This is a genomic window from Salinicola sp. 4072 (assembly GCF_036663415.1).
Taxonomy (GTDB): Bacteria; Pseudomonadota; Gammaproteobacteria; order Pseudomonadales; family Halomonadaceae; genus Salinicola; species Salinicola salarius_A.
The window spans coordinates 252,015-267,733 of sequence record NZ_JAXOVV010000002.1 but is presented as its reverse complement, the minus strand read 5'-3'; the positions used below and the strand labels follow the sequence as shown (position 1 = coordinate 267,733).

The 15,719-nt window shown below is 65.4% G+C and carries 14 protein-coding genes; 9 read left to right on the top strand and 5 right to left on the bottom strand.

Annotation, left to right across the window (positions count from 1 at the left end; genetic code table 11):
• On the top strand, nt 1-1,377 hold a 1,377-nt coding region (locus R3F72_RS03515; RefSeq protein WP_332778926.1), incomplete at its 5' end, for an ROK family transcriptional regulator.
• A 28-nt stretch (nt 1,378-1,405) separates the two neighbouring features.
• Here R3F72_RS03515 and R3F72_RS03510 read toward each other — a convergent pair.
• Both R3F72_RS03510 and R3F72_RS03505 read right to left on the bottom strand, forming a co-directional pair.
• Complete coding sequence (locus tag R3F72_RS03510; protein WP_332778925.1) at nt 1,406-4,738, bottom strand: AAA family ATPase; 3,333 nt, start codon at nt 4,736-4,738, stop codon at nt 1,406-1,408.
• Nucleotides 4,735-6,000 (bottom strand): exonuclease SbcCD subunit D C-terminal domain-containing protein, encoded by a 1,266-nt coding sequence (locus tag R3F72_RS03505; protein ID WP_087718019.1) that lies wholly within the window; start codon nt 5,998-6,000, stop codon nt 4,735-4,737. Before R3F72_RS03505 ends, R3F72_RS03510 begins: the two co-directional genes overlap by 4 nt.
• 226 nt (nt 6,001-6,226) lie before the next feature.
• Here R3F72_RS03505 and nfi point away from each other — a divergent pair, with 226 nt between their 5' ends.
• Entirely contained in the window at nt 6,227-6,958 is a 732-nt protein-coding gene (nfi, locus tag R3F72_RS03500; RefSeq protein WP_087718018.1) for a deoxyribonuclease V, read from the top strand.
• Between the two features lie 42 nt (nt 6,959-7,000).
• Here nfi and R3F72_RS03495 read toward each other — a convergent pair whose 3' ends face one another.
• Entirely contained in the window at nt 7,001-7,918 is a 918-nt protein-coding gene (locus R3F72_RS03495) for an aldo/keto reductase (RefSeq protein WP_087718017.1), read from the bottom strand.
• A gap of 159 nt (nt 7,919-8,077) precedes the next feature.
• Between R3F72_RS03495 and R3F72_RS03490 the strand changes: the two genes are divergently transcribed.
• The 7 genes from R3F72_RS03490 (at nt 8,078) to R3F72_RS03460 (ending at nt 13,868) form a co-directional block, all read left to right on the top strand.
• The gene (locus R3F72_RS03490) at nt 8,078-8,716 is read left to right on the top strand and encodes a DUF1415 domain-containing protein (RefSeq protein ID WP_256961060.1); all 639 of its coding nucleotides are present in this window, start codon (nt 8,078-8,080) and stop codon (nt 8,714-8,716) included.
• Nucleotides 8,717-8,845: 129 nt separating this feature from the next.
• Nucleotides 8,846-9,349: a thiol peroxidase gene (gene tpx / locus R3F72_RS03485; RefSeq protein ID WP_087718016.1), complete on the top strand. Its 504-nt coding sequence runs from the start codon at nt 8,846-8,848 to the stop codon at nt 9,347-9,349.
• A gap of 137 nt (nt 9,350-9,486) precedes the next feature.
• Nucleotides 9,487-9,918 carry an OsmC family protein gene (locus R3F72_RS03480; protein WP_087718015.1) on the top strand — a complete coding sequence of 144 codons (432 nt, stop codon included), beginning with the start codon at nt 9,487-9,489 and terminating at the stop codon, nt 9,916-9,918.
• A 246-nt stretch (nt 9,919-10,164) separates the two neighbouring features.
• Nucleotides 10,165-11,472, top strand: a complete 1,308-nt coding sequence (locus tag R3F72_RS03475) for an MFS transporter (RefSeq protein WP_087718014.1) — start codon at nt 10,165-10,167, stop codon at nt 11,470-11,472.
• A gap of 102 nt (nt 11,473-11,574) precedes the next feature.
• Nucleotides 11,575-12,879, top strand: a complete 1,305-nt coding sequence (locus R3F72_RS03470; protein ID WP_332778924.1) for an MFS transporter — start codon at nt 11,575-11,577, stop codon at nt 12,877-12,879.
• A gap of 83 nt (nt 12,880-12,962) precedes the next feature.
• Complete coding sequence (locus R3F72_RS03465) at nt 12,963-13,499, top strand: cation transporter (protein ID WP_256961058.1); 537 nt, start codon at nt 12,963-12,965, stop codon at nt 13,497-13,499.
• A 9-nt stretch (nt 13,500-13,508) separates the two neighbouring features.
• Entirely contained in the window at nt 13,509-13,868 is a 360-nt protein-coding gene (locus R3F72_RS03460) for a hypothetical protein (RefSeq protein WP_256961057.1), read from the top strand.
• On the opposite strand, the gene R3F72_RS03455 is transcribed toward R3F72_RS03460, so the two are convergent.
• A complete protein-coding gene (locus tag R3F72_RS03455) occupies nt 13,843-14,652 on the bottom strand; it encodes a gamma-glutamyl-gamma-aminobutyrate hydrolase family protein (protein ID WP_087718012.1) in 810 nt (269 codons plus the stop codon). The two genes, R3F72_RS03460 and R3F72_RS03455, sit on opposite strands and share 26 nt — an antisense overlap.
• A complete protein-coding gene (locus R3F72_RS03450) occupies nt 14,652-15,656 on the bottom strand; it encodes an amidoligase family protein (protein WP_087718011.1) in 1,005 nt (334 codons plus the stop codon). The genes R3F72_RS03455 and R3F72_RS03450 overlap by 1 nt, the downstream gene beginning before the upstream one ends.
• Nucleotides 15,657-15,719 lie beyond the last annotated feature (63 nt).

The following is a 15,719-nucleotide window of genomic DNA, read 5'->3' as shown; positions in this document are numbered from 1 at the left end:
CGGGAGGCTCTGTCAGACGGTGGCAGGAAGGTCAGATTCTACCCCACCGGTGCCGATCAGGCAGCTGTGGCGGGATTTATGCAGCGTTTCCTTAGGTCCCGCCATGGCAGACGCTTTTCGGCCGAACTCGTCGGGCTTTGGTATAGTCGTCTCAATCAGCCATTACTCGATGTTGCCGCCTCGCCCATGCCGAATTCCTTCACGCCGCAAGTCGCTGGCGATCTCAACTATCTGAAGAGTCTCAACCGCAGCACCATTCTCAGCACCGTGAGGCGCAGTCCTGGATTGTCGCGGGCGGATATCGCCCTCCAGACCGGTCTGACCAAGGCCACCGTCGGTAGCGTGGTACAGGCGTTGTCCGAGGGTGGCTGGCTGCGTGAGGGTGAGCTGCATTCACGTGGTGGCGGGCGCCCGGGGCGAGCGCTTTATCTCGATGGCGATCGTCACTACATGCTGGGCGCCGAGGTCGGGGTCAAGGGCCTGCGGCTGGTTGCCTGCAATCTGGTGGGAGAGATCCTGGCGAGCCTTCACCAGGAAGTTTCTCCCACCACGCCCGAGGCCACGGCAACGCGCCTTGCACAGCTGCTGGTGCAGCTCCGTCAGGATCCCGCCCTGGGAGGGCGTTCCTGCCTCGGGCTCGGCGTCTCCGTGCCCGGCCCCGTTTCTCCCCGCGCCCCCATTCTCAGACTGGCGCCCAATCTGGGCTGGACCGACATCGACTTTCTGGGGTTACTGCGGGAACAGCCGGATCTGCCGGGTGGCGTATGGCTGCTGGACAACGAGGCCAATGCCGCTGCGTTCGGTGAGTTCTACTTCTTCGACGGCGTGCCGCCCGAGTCGATCGCTTACATCAGCGCCGACATCGGTATCGGCTGCGGCGTGGTCAGCGGTGAACATTTCCCCGTGGTACCGAGGGGATATCAGGGACTGGTTGGCGAGATCGGACATACCGTGATCCAGCCTGGCGGCGCGTTTTGCCATTGCGGCAACCGCGGCTGTGCGGAAACGCTGGTAAGCGGGTGGGCGCTGCGCGAAGCGCTGAACGTCGAGCCGGAGGCCAGTCTCAGCGCGGCGGTACAGGCCCGGGCCGACGAGGAAGCCGTTCAAGCCCTGATCCAGCGTGCGGGAGAAGCGCTGGGGCTCTTGATGCTCAATCTGCACCATACGCTCAATCCCTCGATGCTGATTCTGGGGGGCTCTTTGATGCGGTTGGAAGCGCGTCTGATAGAGCCGGCCCTGGCCTACTTCCACGACCATCAGAACGATCTGCTCAGGAAGTCCCAATCCGTTCCGATCAAGATCATCGAAGACAGCACGTTCCCTGCGGCCAGAGGCGCCGCCGCCCAGGTCATGGCCCGGGCGGCAATCGAGGTGTAGATGCCAATGGTCCGGCAGGGCGGATTCCTCAGCGGTGCCGAATCGCCACTCGGCTGGCGCCGTTGCCGCTGGGTTCGACCCGTATCTGCAGCGGAATTCGCTCGTGCATTTCCTGGACGTGGGAGATCACTCCGACCCGACGCCCTTGCGCCTGCAGGCCGTCGAGGGCATCCATTGCCAGTGCCAGCGACGCCGGATCGAGACTGCCGAAGCCTTCGTCGATGAACAGCGATTCGATCGCCAACTGGTGCGATGCCATCGAAGCCAGACCCAGGGCGAGGGCGAGCGAGACCAGGAACGTCTCGCCGCCGGAGAGCGAATGCACCGAGCGGCGTTCGTCGGCCATGTCGCCATCGATCACCAGAATGCCGAGCTCGCTGCCACCGCGCGTCAGCCGGTAGCGGGGCGTCAGCGCCCGCAAGTGCTGGTTGGCGTGGGTCAACAGGTGATCGAGATTGTAGGCCTGGGCGATGCGCCGAAACTGCTTGCCATCCGCGCTGCCGATCAGGTCGCCGATCAGCCGCCAGCGATTGAGCTCGTGCTGTGCCGCCTCGCGCGCCTGGGCGCCTTCGCGCTGGGCCTGGCGGCGGCGGTTGTCCTCGCGAAGCCGGTGCTGGGCCGCATCGCGACTCTCCTGACGCTCGTCGCGCTGTCGTTCCAACGCCTGCAGCGTCTCGCGCTGGCGGGCCAATTGCCCCGCCAGCTCGCGGCTGTTGGCCTCGTCGAGCAGGTCCTTCTCGTCCGATGCCGGCAGTAACCGGCGACGCTGATCGTGCAGCGCCTGTCGGCGCTCCTCCTGCTTGACGGTCGCGGCGGCCAGGTCGCGCTCCAGTCTGGTCAGGGCCTCCCGCCGCCGGCGATGATCCGCTTCGCTGACGGCCAGCAGCGCCTCGACCGTCTCGTCGTCGAGGGCAGGGCGTTCGCGGCGCCAGGCCTGCCAGCCGCCGTCGAGTTCGTCGAACTCGGCCTGGGCGTCTTGCTGGCGCTGTTCGAGATCCACCAGCTTTTGGCTCAGCTGCGCGTGGGTCTGGGCCAGCGTCTGCCAGCGCGCCTGATGCTCCTCGAGGGTCGCTTCCGCCTGCCGGCACTGCCGTTCCAGCGCTGCCTGCCAGGCCGGAACGGATTCGTGACTGCCAAGCCGGGCCGCCAGCCGACTGCCAATATCTTCCACCTGCTGCTGACGTGAAGGTAACAACGCCTCGAGCGCCTGCAGGCGTTGGCGATTCAGGGCGCGGCGCTCTTCCAGCTTGCCCAGCTCGAGCGACAGCCGTTGCCAGTCGGCTTCCAGCGGCTGCAGCAGGCGCTCCGCGTCGTCGAGCGCGGCGAGACGGTCGCTGGCCTCCTGCCATTGCCGATTCAGCCGTTCCCGCCGGCTCTCGAACCAGCCGTCGGCCGACTCGTTCCGGCGAAGCGCCGGGGCGTCGTCGTGGGCATCGATCGCCGCGCGGGCCTGATCGAGCTGCCGGGACAGCGTCTCGAGCTGGCGCTCTCTTTCCTGCATGCCCTGGCGACAGGCACGATAGTCGGCGCTGCACTGATGGTAGGTTTGCTGGGCACGCTCGACCTGCTGGCGCTGGCCTTCGAGCCGTTGCCGCTCCTGGCGCTCGATCGCCTCGATCATGGCGACGCCGGGGTGCGCTGGCGGTGCGTGCCGGAAGGGATGATCCGTTCCCCCACAGACCGGGCAGGGCTCGTCTTCCCGCAGGTATTGGCGCAGCTGTTCGACGCTCTCGCTCCGGGCCGCTCTTGCCGCTTCGATCTGATCGCGGATCGTCTCGTCTTCGGACTCGGCGGCCTTGAGCCGTTCCGCGGCCTGTCTGCCTTCGGTTTCCAGCGTCTTTAGCCGGTGGCGTTCGGCATCGAGCTGCTGGCGTGTCGCGGTCTGCTCGCGGTGCAGGCGTTCGCCTTCGCGCCAGTCATGCTGCAGGCTTTGCAGCGTTTGCAGCTCATGTTGGGCCAGGTCGCGTCGACGGTTCAGGCTCGCACGCAGCTCGTGGGCGCTTGGGTATGTGCTTGAGTGTTCGTTTGCGTGCTCGCCGGGCTCGTCGGTGGCTTCCAGCAAGCGCGCCAGCGCGGCCCGCTGTTCATCGAGACGCGCCTCGAGCGGCTGGCGTGTCCGTGTCAGTGCTTCGTGGCGCTGGTCATCGGCCAGTGCGGAGTCGGCGAGCTGGCGGTGTTCCTGCTGCTGCTGGGTGAGCTGCTGCCGCTGATATTCGAGATCGGCGGCCAGCCGGCGCGCTTCGTCCAGCAGCGGCTGGGCTTCCCGTTCGTCCTGCCGGGCCTGCTCGTGGGCTTGGCGCGCCGCGGCCAGCCGGGGCTCCAGAGCTTCGCGTTCGCGGTCGCCATCTTCGGACAGGCGGCGCTGTTCCGCCAGGGTCTGGCGATTGGCGGTCAAGATACGCTCAAGCGCCTGGCGTCGCCGAGCCCGTTCCCGCCACGGGGCCAGCTCGTCGAGCTGAGCGAGCTGGTGGCGCTCGGTCTGGTTCTGCTGCCACTCGTGTTCGGCCTGGCGCCAGCCGGCTTCCGCCTGCTGCCACGCCTGAAGGAGTTGAGCATCGCGTTCGAGCTCGATGCCTTGGGCCTGGTGGCGCGACAGTTCCGCCTGCAACTCGGCCAGCGCCTGCTCCTCGGCCCGGGCCTGCTGCTCGTAGGTGGTACGGGTGTCGGCGTCCACCGGCAGGGCGTCCGCCAAGCGGGTCTCGATGGCCTCGAGGGTCGCTTTGGCCTCGCGCACCCGTCGATAGGCGGCCTTCGAGATCTCGGAATAGTGCTGGGTATCGGTCAGGCGCTCGAGCAGTTCGCTGCGTTCGTTGTCGTCGGCCTTGAGAAAGGCGGCGAACTCGCTCTGGGCCAGTAACACGGCGCGGGTGAACTGGTCGAACTTGAGACCCAGACGCTCGGGCAGCAGCTTTTCGAACTCCCGCGTCTGGGCGGTGAGCAACTGGTTGGCGTCCAGGTCGGTGAGAGACTGCTCGGTCTTCTGCAGGCTGCCGTCGACCTTGTTGCGGGCACGGCGCACCGACCAGCGCGCCCGGTAGCGACGGCCATCACGGCCGACGAAATCCACCTCGGCGAAGCCGCTGGCGCAACCCCGCCGCAGCAGGGTGCGTGCATCGGCGGTGGTCAGCGTGTCGTCGTTGATATCGGCGATCTGGGAGTCCCGTCGGGGCGCCTGACGCAGGCGCGGCGTGCTGCCGTAGAGCGCCAGGCAGAGCGCATCGAGCAGCGTGCTCTTGCCGGCGCCGGTGGGGCCGGTGATGGCGAACAGACCCTGGTCGGCCAGCGGCGAGGCGGTGAAGTCGATCTCGTGGAGTCCGGCCAGCGAGGCGAGGTTTTCCAGGCGAATGGCGAGAATCTTCATGCCTTGTTTTCCACATCGTTCTCCTGTTGGCTTTCCGCGTCCTGAACCTGCTGCAGGAGGCTGGCGAAATCCGTCATCACCTCTTCCGGTGGTGCGTCGCCGTAGCGCGCCTGCCAGGTGCGGCCGAAGATCTCCTGTGGGGTCAGGCTGTCGAGATCGACACTGGCGTCCGCATCATCCTGCGAGCTGGCATTGGGATAGCGGCTGTGAATGCGCAGCAGACGCAGCGGCTTGCCATCCAGGGCGGTTTCGATGCGCGCACGCAGATCGGGGCGGGGCGCATCGAGATCGACCCGAATCTCCAGCCACGGCCAGCGTTCGCGAGGCATCGTGGCATCGGGGAGCGCGGCGTCCGTCTCCAGCGTCTCCAGCGCCTGTTCGACCTCTTCGAGACTGCCCGGCCCCACGCGTTGCAGCGCGACGTGTCGCGGGATCGGTAGCGTCTCGATCCCGCCCAGCGCTTCGCCGTCGAGGGTGAATTCGATCACTTGGTGCGGATAGTGGCTCTCGCTGAAATCGAGCGGCAGGGGCGAGCCGCTGTAGCGGATGCGTGGCTCGCCGACCTGCTGGGGCCGATGCAGGTGGCCAAGCGCGACGTAGGCGATCGATTCGGGGAACAGCGTCGCCGAAACCGACTCCTCGCCGCCGATGACGATGGGACGCTCGCTCGCCTCCGAGACGGCGGCGCCCTGAAGATGGGCGTGACTCATCGCCACCAGCGCCTGGCCCGGCTGGCGGCGTGCCTCGGCGGCTGAGATCAGTTCGCCATGCACCCGCGCGATGCCGTCGCGATAGTCGTCGATCTCGCCGCCGGTCACCTCCGCGGGGCGCAGAAAGGGCAGCGCCAGGCACCACGCCTTGAGCGCGCCGCCGGCGTCGTGCAGCGGCACCAGCAGGTGGTCGCTGTCGAGGCGGCCGTCGTCGAGCCAGTGCACGCGCCCTAGGGCGTGCGTCCTGAGGCTCTTCATCAGCGGCGCAGGCAGCTCGATGCGCGAGCCGCTGTCGTGGTTGCCGGCGATCATCACGATCTCTAGCGCCGGCAGCGCGGCGTGGGCGGCAACGATGAAGTCGTAGAGCAGTTCCTGGGCGCGTAGCGAGGGATTGACCACATCGAAGATATCGCCGGCGATCAGCAGTGCGTCGGGCTGGCGCTCGACGAGTGTCCCCAGCAGCCAGTCGAGAAAGGCGCGATGTTCGACATGGCGTTCCTGGCCATGGAAGGACTGGCCCAGGTGCCAGTCGGCGGTGTGGAGTAGTTTCACGGCGCGGCGCCCTGTTGCGTCTGAGAGAGTGAAGCGGCAAAAGCGTCGCCAAGTGTAACGCGACGTCGCGTCCGTTGAAGGCCGAATCGGACTTGAAGGGCGAATCGGGATTGAAAGGCGAATCGGGATTGAAAGATGAGTCTAGGTCGGAGAGCGGCGCGGCCGTGCATGAAACGGCAACAGGCCCTAGGCTGATGTCCTCAACCTGGATGGCGGGAGGCGCAGGATGGCGCTACATGAATGGAATCTCACGCCCGAGGCGGCGATCGCCTTGCAGAAGCAGCTGGCACCACGGATCGTCCGCGAGGAGGCGCTGGGAGAGGTCGGCCTGATCGCCGGCATGGATATCGGCTTCGAAGATGGCGGGGAGACCACGCGGGCGGCGCTGGTGCTGCTCGAATGGCCGTCGCTCACCTTGATCGAGCAGGTAGTGCATCGCGAGCCGACGCGCATGCCCTACGTGCCGGGGCTGTTGTCGTTTCGCGAGATTCCGGCGGCGCTGGGGGCGTTCGAGCAGTTGTCGCAGCGCCCGGATCTGATCATGGTCGATGGCCAGGGCATCGCGCATCCGCGCCGTCTGGGCATCGCCTCGCATCTGGGGCTCTGGCTCGATCTGCCCACCATCGGCGTGGGCAAGAGCCGGCTATGCGGTCAGTTTGGCGACGTGCCCTTGGAGAAGGGCGCATGGACGCCGTTGACCGACCGTCGGCGCGAAGAGGACCCGAACGACGTTGCCCTCGACGAGCGTGGCCGCGTCACCATCGGCGCGGTGCTGCGTTCGCGGGAGGGGGTGAAACCGCTGTTCGTGTCGCCGGGGCATCGAATGTCCCTCGATGGCGCCGTCGACTGGGTGGTGCGCTGCCTGGGCAAGACCAAGCTGCCGGAGCCGACCCGGCTGGCGGATCGGCTGGCATCCCGGCGCGGTTCGGTGGCAACCACCGGTCAGCTGCCGCTGTAGGAAACGGTGTCGCCATGGGGATCGTTCTGACCTCGGGGCGGTTCAAACGATATCCAGCGATACCGGCTCCTTCGGGGCGGGAAAGGCGTTGTCGAGCTGGGTGAGGTCGTCGCTGTCGAGCTCGATCTCCAGCGCGGCGGCATTGGCCTCGACATGAGCCAGGCTCGATGCCTTGGGAATCGCGATGACGCCTCGTGCTCCATCCTGACTGACACTGGTGGGGCGAATGACCCAGGCCAGCAGTACCTGGGCAGCGCTGACGCCGTGCTTGTCGGCGATGTCGTTGACCACGGACGAGGAGAGCAGCTTGGATCGCAGCCGCCCGCCCTGCGCCAGCGGGCAGTACGCCATCACCGGAATATGGTGATCCTGCATCCATGGAACGATATCGACTTCGGTGCCGCGGGAGCCGAGGTGGTAGAGCACCTGATTGGTGGCACAGTCGGCGGCGGCGGGCAGCGCCTCCATGGCTCTGAGGTTGCCGGCATCGAAGTTGGAAACCCCGAAGCGCCGGATCTTGCCCTGGTCACGCAGCCGTTCGAATGCCTCGAACGTCTCTTCGAGGGGAATGTTGCCGGGCCAGTGCAGTAGATAGAGGTCGATCGTGTCGATGCCCAACCGTTCGAGGCTGCGCTCGCAGGCCGCGATGGCGCTCTCCCGGCCGGCGTTCCAGGGGTAGACCTTGGAGACGATGAAGGCGTCGTCGCGCCGCCCGCGGATTGCCTCGCCGACGACCTCTTCGGCGCCGCCGTCGCCGTACATCTCGGCGGTATCGATGACCTCCAGCCCGAGATCCAGCCCATGGCGCAGCGCCGCGACTTCCTGCCGGCGCGGCACCTGGTTTTCTCCCATGTACCAGGTCCCCTGGCCGATGGCCGGAAGGAATATCGAGGGCGCTGCCTGGCTCTCTGGCAGCACGATGCACGGTGGCGTACTTGGGCGCGATGGCGTACTTGGCATGGAACCCCCTGTTCGTTAAGGCGTTGCTGTTATGCTGGCTGCCACTCGCGGGTTTCGCAAATGGCTTTGTCGATCACCCTATGGTTCGACGATCGTCTATCTCGGCAACCGTCTATCTCGACAATCGATTAATATCGCCGGGTGCCCGCGAGACGTCGATTGATTTCATGTGAATCGTTTTTCGACGGGTACGATCGCCTCATTCGGTTCACGTCCCTGACTCAGGAGCTCTCCGTCATCGACCTTTCATTTATCGGCCGCACGCGGGCCTGGCTGGAATCCTTCGTCGTCGCCCACGATATCTGCCCCTTTGCTGGCCGCGAATCGCGACGGGACGCCATCCGCTACGCGGTGGCCGATGCCACCGATCTCGAGGGGCTGCTCCACGAACTGGTGACGGAGTGCCGTCGCCTGGATGCCGAGCCCGGAATTGCCACCACGCTGCTGATCGCGCCGGCCGGCATGGAGGATTTCGACGACTATCTGGATTGGCTCGAGCTGGCGGAGCAACTGCTGGAGGAGCTCGAATACACCGGCATCTACCAGTTGGCCAGCTTCCACCCGGATTACGTCTTCGACGGCGTCGAGGCGGCCGACCCGGCCAATGCCACCAATCGTTCGCCTTACCCGATGGTGCATATTCTCCGGGAAGCGGAGCTCGAACGAGCGCTGGCGAGCTATCCCGATCCCGAATCGATCCCGCAGCGCAACATGGCAAAGTTGCGAGCGCCAGATTCAGAGGCGCTGAAGGTATCGCGCCGTGTCCTGGCGCGGGCGGGGTGCGAAGCACAGGAATAGGCTATGCTGGTCGGTGGCGCGGGTGTCACCGGATACGCCGCTGCGATCCTTTCAATCGCTTCGCCCTTGAATCATTCCTTTCGTTTAAATCCATTCCTCTTGTTTGAATCGTTTTTTGGAGAGACAGCCATGCAGAGCGTGACGCGAGGCGGCGTACCCGTCGAGGTGGGAGGCGACTTTCCGGTCGTCGGCGAGACGGCGCCTGCCTTTACCCTGACCGGTGGCGAGCTGGAAGGCGTGTCGCTGTCGGATTTTGCCGGGCGCCGCAAGGTGCTCAACATCATTCCCAGCGTCGATACCAGGACCTGTGCAATGTCCACGCGCAAGTTCAACGAATATGCCAGCGGGCTCGACAACACGGCGGTGCTGATCGTATCGGCGGATCTGCCGTTCGCGCAGAGCCGTTTCTGCGGCGCCGAAGGGCTGGACCGCGTGGTCACGCTCTCCTGCTTTCGCCATCCGGAATTCCGGGAGCATTACGGCGTCGCCTTGCAGAGCGGGGTAATGGCGGGGCTCTGCGCGCGGGCCGTCATCGTGATCGACGAGCAGGACAAGGTCGTGCATGCCGAGCTGGTCAGCGAGATCAAGAACGAGCCGGATTACGACGCGGCGCTGGATGCGCTCAAGGCGTAGCGAATTCGCGGCTCACGCGGGAGTCGGTGAGTCGGGGCGGATGACGTCTGGCGCAAGTGGTCTACACTGATCCTCATCCCATCCACCGCGATGGCCGATGACGTCGAAACGTCATAGCAAACCAGAAGGAGTTGACGATGACGATCAAGAAATTCGGATCTGCCGAATGGAAAGGCAGCCTGAAGAAAGGCAAGGGTGTCGTCTCCACCGAGAGCGGCGCGCTCAAGGAGAGCCCCTACGGCTTCAATACCCGTTTCGAAGGTCAGCCCGGCACCAACCCGGAAGAGCTGATCGCATCCGCTCATGCCAGCTGCTTCTCGATGGCGCTCTCCATGATGCTGGGCGAAGAGGGCATCGAGCCGGACAGCATCAAGACGGATGCCACCGTGATCATGGAGCAGGACGACAGCGGCTTCACCATTACCGAAGTCCAGCTCAAGACCGTAGCCAAGATTCCGGGGGCCGACCAGGCAACCTTCGACAGCGCCGCTCAGAAGGCCAAGGAAGGCTGCCCGATCTCCAAGCTGCTGAACGCCAGGATCTCGCTGGATGCCAAACTGGAAAGTTGAGCATCGGTGATGTCGAAAGCCGGCCCCGCGAGGCCGGCTTTTTTGTGTCGATCGGGAAAACCGACGCTCTCGGCGATACCTCCGAAGGGGTTGTCGCTTGACAACCCCACACTGACGGAACTTTTAAAGTCTGGTAATGTCATGGCCCCTTCATGCGGCGGACGGCATCCTCTGTCGAGCATCCGTGACGCACGTTGGCTACTGGACACTCGCACGTTTCAACGCCTCAGAAAAAAGAACACGGCTATGGCTAACGCACCTCAATACGATGCGGCTCCGTCGCGTCCGCTGTCACGCGGTGACATCAAGATCCTGTCGCTATCCGCCCTGGGCGGCGCGCTGGAGTTCTACGACTTCATCATCTTCGTCTATTTCGCCACGGTGATCGGCCACCTGTTCTTTCCCGCCGACATGCCGGAATGGCTGCGGATGGTGCAGACCTACGGCATTTTCGCGGCGGGTTATCTGGCGCGTCCGCTGGGCGGCATCATCATGGCGCACTTCGGTGACCTGCTGGGCCGCAAGCGCATGTTCACGCTGTCGATCTTCCTGATGTCGGTGCCGACGCTGCTGATCGGCTGCCTGCCGACCTACGAAACCATCGGTTATCTGGCACCGCTGCTGCTGGTGTTGATGCGTATCCTGCAGGGTGCGGCGGTTGGCGGTGAAGTCCCGGGTGCCTGGGTCTTCGTCACCGAGCACGTCTCGCGCAAGGACGTCGGCCTCGCTTGCGGCACGCTGGCCGCCGGGCTGGTGGCCGGCATCCTGATCGGCTCGATCATCTCGGCGTTTCTGAAGTCGTACTTTACCCCCGAAGAGATGACCGCCTACGGCTGGCGCGTGCCGTTTCTGATCGGCGGCGTGTTCGGCTTCCTGGCCGTCTACCTGCGCCGCTATCTGGAAGAGACGCCAGTGTTCGCCGAGATGCGTGCCAAGAAAGCGCTGTCCGAAGGGTTGCCGGTCAAGCGGGTGCTCAGCCGGCATCTGGATAGCGTGGTGCTGTCGATGGCGGTGACCTGGATCCTTACCGGGGCCGTCGTCGTGGTCGTGCTGATGACGCCGAGCCTGCTGCAGTCGCTCTACGACATCGATGCCTCGCTGGCCAACGTGTGGGCGATCGTCTTCGTGATCATCGGCTGCGTGGTCTCGGGCTGGTGCTGCGATCGTATCGGCAGCGGCATCACCATCATTCTGTGGAGCCTGCTGCTGGGAATCACCTACTGGATCATGATGCATACGGTACCGTCTCAGCCCGACCAGCTGATGCTGCTCTACTGCCTGGCCGGCTTCGGCGTGGGGATCGTCGGCGTCGTGCCCACCGTTGCCGTCAAGTCGTTCCCGGCCGCGGTGCGCTTTTCCGGGCTGTCGTTCTCCTACAACGTCGCCTACGCCATCTTCGGCGGCTTCACGCCCGTCGTCGTCTCGACGCTGATGGCTAGTCATCCCGCCGCGCCGGCATACTATATCGCCGCGCTGGCGCTACTCGGCGTAGTGATCGGCATCTTCCTGCTGCGGGCGCCGAGCGGCCAGCGCCTGGCGGTGATGCAGCACTGAAACCGATTCTCGAGCCCCGCGCCACGCCGACGCGCGGGGCTCGGGCTTCGCCCGGAATGACCGTGACGGCGCCCTGGGGCGTCGTCCTTCTGGAACACCGATATGGCTCACGATCCCACGACGATCCCGTCGCGCCCGCTCTCCCGCAACGATATCAGGACGCTCTCGCTGTCGGCCCTCGGCGGCGCGCTGGAATTCTACGACTTCATCATCTTCGTCTACTTCGCCACGGTCATCGGCCAGCTGTTCTTTCCACCCGACATGCCGGAATGGCTGCGCCAGATCCAGACCTTCGGCATCTTTGCCGCCGGCTATCTGGTCAGGCCGCTGGGCGGCATCGTCATGGCGCACTTCGGCGACCTGCTGGGGCGCAAGCGGATGTTCACGCTATCGATCCTGCTGATGGCGCTGCCGACACTGGCGATCGGTTGCCTGCCGACCTATCACGCCATCGGCTACCTGGCGCCGCTGGTGCTGGTGCTGCTGCGCATGCTGCAGGGCGCGGCCGTGGGCGGCGAGGTGCCGGGTGCCTGGGTGTTCGTCACCGAGCATGTCCAGCGTCGCCATGTCGGTCTCGCCTGCGGCACGCTGTCGGGAGGATTGGCGGCCGGCATTCTGATCGGCTCGCTGGTGGCGGCGATCATGAAGTCCTACTTCACCCCGGCGGAACTGGCCGGCGGCGCCTGGCGAATCCCGTTCCTGCTCGGCGGCATCTTCGGGCTGGTGGCGGTCTATCTTCGCCGCTGGCTGCGCGAGACGCCGGTCTTCGCCGAGATGCGTGAACGCCAGGCGTTGGCCGCCGAGATGCCGGTCAAGGCGGTGCTTCGCGATCACTTGGGCGGCGTGCTGCTGGCCATGGCAGTAAGCTGGATCCTGACCGCGGCGATCGTCGTGGTGATGCTGATGACGCCGCCGCTGCTGGCGGCGCAGTACGCCGGGCTGGATGCCTCGCTGGCCAACGTGGTGGCGATCCTGTGTCTGATCGTGGGCTGCGTGATCGCCGGCTGGTGCGCCGATCGTTTCGGTAGCGGAGCGACGATGATCGGCTGGAGCGCGCTGCTGGGGGCGAGCTACTGGCTGATGATGAGCGTCGTTGGCCAGCGCCCGGATCAACTGATGCCGCTCTATGCGCTGGCCGGCTTCGCAGTGGGGATTACCGGCGCCATTCCGGCGGTAGCGGTCAAGGCGTTCCCGGCCGCGGTTCGCTTCAGCGGGCTCTCGTTTCCCTATAACGTCGCCTATGCGATCTTCGGCGGTTTTACGCCGATCATCGTTACCACGCTGATGCGCTGGTACCCGATGTCGCCGGCGATCTATGTCGTTGCGCTATCGGCCATGGGCGTCGTCATCGGCCTGTTTCTGCTGCGTTCCCCGGCAGGGCGGCGGCTGGCCGTGATGCCTTCCTGAGCTTCGGCATCGTCGTGGCCGGTGTTCCGCGTACCAGGGTGCACACGACAAGTCGCACATAACAAGACGAAAAGGGGTGTGGCGTGGACGTCTCCCTCGAGCAGAAGACACTCAAGCTATCCATCGTCACGACGCTGGTCGTGGCGGGACTCGGCGTCGGATTCGGGCTGCTGTCGGGGTCGCATTCGATTCTGTTCGACGGCGTCTTCTCGTCGATCGATGCGGCGATGTCGCTGCTGGCACTGATGGTATCGAAACTGGTCGCCCGTGAATCGACGCGACGTTTCCAGCTGGGTTACTGGCATTTCGAGCCGATGGCGGCGGCGCTCAACGGCGCGATCCTGCTGCTGCTGTGCTTCTACGCCTTCCTCAATGCGCTCAGCACGCTGCTTCAGGGCGGCAACCCGCTGGCAGTCGACATGGCGATCGGCTACTCGCTGATCGTCTGCGTGATCTGCTACGTGATGGTGTTCGTCGAACGTCGGCTCAACCGTCAGGCCCGGTCCGACTTCGTGAAGATCGACATCCAGAACTGGCTGATGGCGGCACTGATCACCAGCGCCCTGCTGGTGGCGTTTGCCGCGGCGCTGGTGATGCAGGGGACGGCTCTCGCGCCCTAGATACCCTACGTGGATTCGACGCTGCTGGTGGTGCTGACGCTTGGCTTCATGCCGGTGCCGGCAGGCATCGTGTATCGCGCCATGCGGGAGGTACTGATGATGGCGCCATCGCGGCTCGACCGCGAGGTTCGCGAGGCGATGGCGCCAGTCATGCAGCGGCCGGGGCTGGAGCGCTTCGAGAGCTATGTCGCCAAGACCGGGCGGGTGCACAACATCGAGATCCACATCGTTACCACACCGGATTTCGCCAGCGGTAGCGGGATCGCCGAACTCGACCGGATCCGGGAAGAGATCGCCGAAGGTCTCTCCATCCCCGCCGAACAGCGCTGGTTTACCGTCTCCTTCACGGCGGATCCGCGCTGGCTTTGACCTCGCTGCCTGTGGCCTCGCTGGCCTCGACGTCGCTGATGTTGACGTCTCTGGCTGTGGCCTCTCTGGATTCAGCCTCGCGGTGCCTCGCGGCTTCTACCAGCGCTCGGATCAGTCGCTGCTGGGAACGGCTGAAGAGCAGGAATTCCGGGTGCCACTGCACGCCGATGAGAAACGGGTGGCGTTCGCTCTCGATCGCCTGCACGAGGTCGTCGCGGTCCTGGGCGACCACCTTGAGGCCGTCCCCGGGGCGATCCACCGCCTGGTGATGCAGGCTGTTCACGTGGCAGTAGCGGCGATTGAGAATGTCGGCCAGCTGGCTGAACGGTTCGATCTCGATTCGCTTACGGGGCAGCACCGTGCGCCGGTTCTTGATGTGGCTATAAGTCGTCTGGATGTCTTCGATCAGGCTGCCGCCGCAGTGGATGTTGATCATCTGGGCGCCACGGCAGATACCCAGGATCGGCACGCGGGTCGGCAGGTAGTCGGCCAGCAGGTCGAGCTCGAGCTCGTCGCGGGCGGGGTCGACGCGGACATTCAACTGAACCTCGCCCCCGTAGCGTTGGGCACCGATATCGTCGCCGCCACCGATGATCAGGCCATCCACCGCCTGCTGTAGCGGGCGCGCCGGAGAGATCCGCACCGGCCTGCCGCCGGCGCGCCACACCGAAATCCAGTCGCACCACCAGGCCAGAAGGCTCTTGTGATCCGAGGTGGTGATGCCGATCAGCGGACGGCTTTTGTCGTTTCCCAGGGCTATCGCCGCGTGTTTCGGTGAAGCCATCAATGACGCATCCAGTGACGCAGGGAATCGAGCCAGCGGCTCAGGGTCGGCTGGGCGAGATGCTCGCGATAGGCTGCGCTGCGCTCCGCCAGGCGATCCGGATCGGCGGCGAGACGTTCGACCTCCGCCCAGCGGTTCCACTCCACGCTCACGCCCCATTCCGGGTCGGAGAGCGCGGCGTTGGGCAGGCGGTAGTGATAGGTCGGCCGTGGCTTGACCAGCGTTTCCCGTAGCAGCGCGTTGGGATGATCCGGCATCAGCCAGGCGAACAGCGGCAGCAGGTCCAGCTCCCGGTTGCGGGTCGGGTTGGCGACCAGGTAGTCGTCGATCAGAGCCTGCAGGGTGGGGCAGTAGTCCGGTGCCAGTATCTTGCGGGTGTAGTCGCTGTGAAACGGCCGCGTATGGGGCAGCATGTCCCGGGTCACGTCGACGACGATCTCGTCGCGCAGCCAGTCGGCCAGGATCAGATAGGCTCGCAGATAGGCCAGTATGCTCTCCACCTCGGGAGAAGGGATTTCCGGATTGAGATGGAGGCCGAAGCCGTAGAGCAGGCTGGCATCGGTGCCTTCCGCGCCGTGGCGGCGCAGCGCCGCGAACAGCTCGTCCAGGCGCGCCAGCTCGTCCCAGGGAATCGGCGGGCAGACGATCTCCGTCGGCACCAGGCCGGCGACCATATCGCCCAGCCATTCGCGGGTACGGCTGTGCACGCTGGCGCGCAGGTGCTCGCCGAAACCCGGCGGCTGACCATCAGTGGTACGAGCGCGATCGAGCAGCTGTTCGTCCGGGTGGACATACTTGCTGTCCAGCTCGATGTGGAACGTGCCCCATGGTGTTCCGGTGACCTGCAGTCGATGCGCGCTGTGCTGTTCGACACGACCACCGAAGGTCATTTCGACCAGACGCGCCGCCTGGATCGGCCCGATGCCGGCGAACTCGAGCTCGACGCCGACCCGGCGCGGTTGGCCGTCGGTGTTGGTGGCGTGCGGTGGAGCGGTGAGAGGCAAAATGGGCTCCTTGCCGATCGCTGTCGTGGTGATGGCTGTCGCCTCGATGGCTCGAGTCCGGAT

What these genes read in the sequence shown, in the direction of transcription:
- R3F72_RS03510 (WP_332778925.1), bottom strand. Translation starts at nt 4,738, where the DNA reads ATGAAGATTCTCGCCATTCGCCTGGAAAACCTCGCCTCGCTGGCCGGA.
- R3F72_RS03495 (WP_087718017.1), bottom strand. Translation starts at nt 7,918, where the DNA reads ATGCCAAGTACGCCATCGCGCCCAAGTACGCCACCGTGCATCGTGCTG.
- nfi (WP_087718018.1), top strand. Translation starts at nt 6,227, where the DNA reads ATGGCGCTACATGAATGGAATCTCACGCCCGAGGCGGCGATCGCCTTG.
- R3F72_RS03470 (WP_332778924.1), top strand. Translation starts at nt 11,575, where the DNA reads ATGGCTCACGATCCCACGACGATCCCGTCGCGCCCGCTCTCCCGCAAC.
- R3F72_RS03475 (WP_087718014.1), top strand. Translation starts at nt 10,165, where the DNA reads ATGGCTAACGCACCTCAATACGATGCGGCTCCGTCGCGTCCGCTGTCA.
- tpx (WP_087718016.1), top strand. Translation starts at nt 8,846, where the DNA reads ATGCAGAGCGTGACGCGAGGCGGCGTACCCGTCGAGGTGGGAGGCGAC.
- R3F72_RS03480 (WP_087718015.1), top strand. Translation starts at nt 9,487, where the DNA reads ATGACGATCAAGAAATTCGGATCTGCCGAATGGAAAGGCAGCCTGAAG.
- R3F72_RS03455 (WP_087718012.1), bottom strand. Translation starts at nt 14,652, where the DNA reads ATGGCTTCACCGAAACACGCGGCGATAGCCCTGGGAAACGACAAAAGC.